Here is a 2,302-nt window from a genome sequence, read left to right on the forward strand (position 1 = left end):
GTAGAGGTGTGGGAGCTGCCCTCCGCCGAGCTGGGATCGCTCCTGGCGGCGATTCCGGCGCCGCTGGGATTGGGTAAAGTGGAGCTGGCGGACGGGCGCTGGCTCAGCGGCTTTATCTGCGAGGGGTACGGCCTGCAGGGGGCGACCGATATTACGGCCTACGGCGGATGGCGGGCCTGGCTGGCGCGTTAGGTGACGGTGTCACATATTCTGAAAAAATAGCGTCAGTTCGCTCCGGGCTGGCGCTGCTCACATGCTGAAACATTTCTGCCAATTCATTAGCAACCTTTCCGTAGGGCTCCCGCGCCGATAAGGCTATCCTTCCCCGCTTTTAATTTTTTGGCTTCTTATTGAAACTCAGGTGAATTACCGCCAATGACTCTATTGAGAGATGAAATTCGCGATCACTCAGCGGAAGAGATGCTGTTTATTCGCCGGGCCGTGGTGGCTTTTATCCTGGTGGTGGTCTGCTTTAGCATACTGATCGTCAACCTCTATCGCCTCCAGGTCAGGCAGCACGATTTCTATCAGACCCGCTCGAACCAAAACGATATTAAAATGCTGCCTATCGCGCCGAGCCGCGGGCTGATATTCGATCGCAACGGCGTTCCGCTGGTCCAGAACATCACCCTCTATCGCCTGCAGGTGATCCCCAGCAAAATCGCCGACATGAAGGCGCTGCTGCAGCAGCTGACGCCGATCGTTGATTTAACCCCTGATGATATCGCCGGCTTCCGCGACGATATGCTGCACAACAGCCGCTACAAAGAGGTGACGTTAAAATCCGCGCTCAGCGACGTCGAAGTGGCGCGCTTTGCGGTCAACGAATTCCGTTTCCCCGGCGTCACCGTGGAGAACTACCAGCAGCGTGATTACCCTTACGGCGCCGAACTGGCGCACGTTGTCGGCTACGTCTCGAAAATTAACGATAGCGATCTGCAGCGGCTGGCCAAAAACGGCGAGGCCGAGAACTATGCCGCCGACCACAATATCGGCAAGCAGGGCATTGAAGGCTATTACGAACAGGAGCTGCACGGCACCACCGGCTACCAGGAGGTGGAGGTGGATAACCACGGACGGGTGGTGCGGCTGCTGAAAGAGGTGCCGCCGGTCGCCGGTAAAAATATCTACCTGACGCTCGATCTGCACCTGCAGCAGTATATTGAATCGGTGCTCAAGGGGCAGCGCGCGGCGGTGGTGGCGGTCGACCCGCGCGACGGCGGGGTGCTGGCGATGGTTTCCAGCCCGAGCTACGATCCCAATCCCTTTGTGAAAGGCATTGGCTATAAGGCCTACCGTTCGCTGCTCGATAACGCCGACCGGCCGCTGATTAACCGCGTCACCCAGGGGCTCTACCCGCCGGCGTCGACGGTTAAACCCTATATGGCACTCTCGGCGCTTTCGGCCGGGGTAATTACGCCCACCACCACCTTCTTCGGCGCGCCGACCTGGACACTGCCGGGCACCCAGCGCCGCTACCGCGACTGGCTGAAAACCGGACACGGCATGCTCAACGTTACTAAGGCCATTGAAGAGTCGGCGGATACCTTCTTCTATCAGGTGGCCTTCGAGATGGGGATCGACCGGATTCACACCTGGCTGAGCAAGTTTGGCTACGGCCAGCCGACCGGGATCGACCTCAATGAAGAGTATTCCGGGGTGTTGCCGAGCCGCGAATGGAAGCAGCGGGTCCATAAGAAGCCGTGGTATCAAGGAGATACCATCTCGGTCGGTATCGGCCAGGGCTACTGGATTGCCACCCCGATCCAGATGGTGAAAGCGCTGACGACGCTGATCAATAACGGCAAGGTGAAGAACCCGCATCTGCTCTACTCCATGAAGCGCGGCAATAAGGTTGAGCGCTATCAGCCGCCGCAGAACGCGCCGCAGGTGGGCGATCCGAAATCGCCGTACTGGGGGATTGTGCGCAACGGGATGTACGGCATGGCCAACCTGCCAAACGGCACCGGCTACAAGCTGTTCCACACCGCGCCGTATCAGATTGCCGCGAAGTCCGGGACCTCGCAGGTCTTCAGCCTGAAGGAGAACCAGACCTACAATGCGAAAATGATCCCGGTCAGGCTGCGTGACCACATTTTCTATACCCTGTTTGCCCCGTATCAGCATCCGCGGGTGGCGATGGCGCTGATCCTTGAGAACGGCGGCGGCGACGGCGTGGTGGCAGGCCCTACGGCGCGCGCAATTCTTGACCATATCTTCGACCCGGCTAACGCGCCGGCGGCGGCGGAGGGCGGCGCGCAGGCTAACGTCCCTCAGGTCGATAGCGCCGACGCGCAGTAGC

At 59.6% G+C, this 2,302-nt stretch carries 2 protein-coding genes; both read left to right on the forward strand.

What is annotated here, in order from left to right:
• A partial coding sequence (locus PFH44_RS26835) for an allophanate hydrolase-related protein (protein ID WP_463671584.1) occupies nt 1-192 on the forward strand: 192 nt, incomplete at its 5' end.
• Nucleotides 193-375: 183 nt separating this feature from the next.
• Nucleotides 376-2,301, forward strand: a complete 1,926-nt coding sequence (gene mrdA, locus PFH44_RS26840; RefSeq protein ID WP_045855328.1) for a penicillin-binding protein 2 — start codon at nt 376-378, stop codon at nt 2,299-2,301.
• Nucleotide 2,302: the final 1 nt, after the last annotated feature.

Origin of the sequence: Klebsiella sp. Ech2A (assembly GCF_030078455.1) — a bacterium.
GTDB lineage: Bacteria > Pseudomonadota > Gammaproteobacteria > Enterobacterales > Enterobacteriaceae > Klebsiella > Klebsiella terrigena.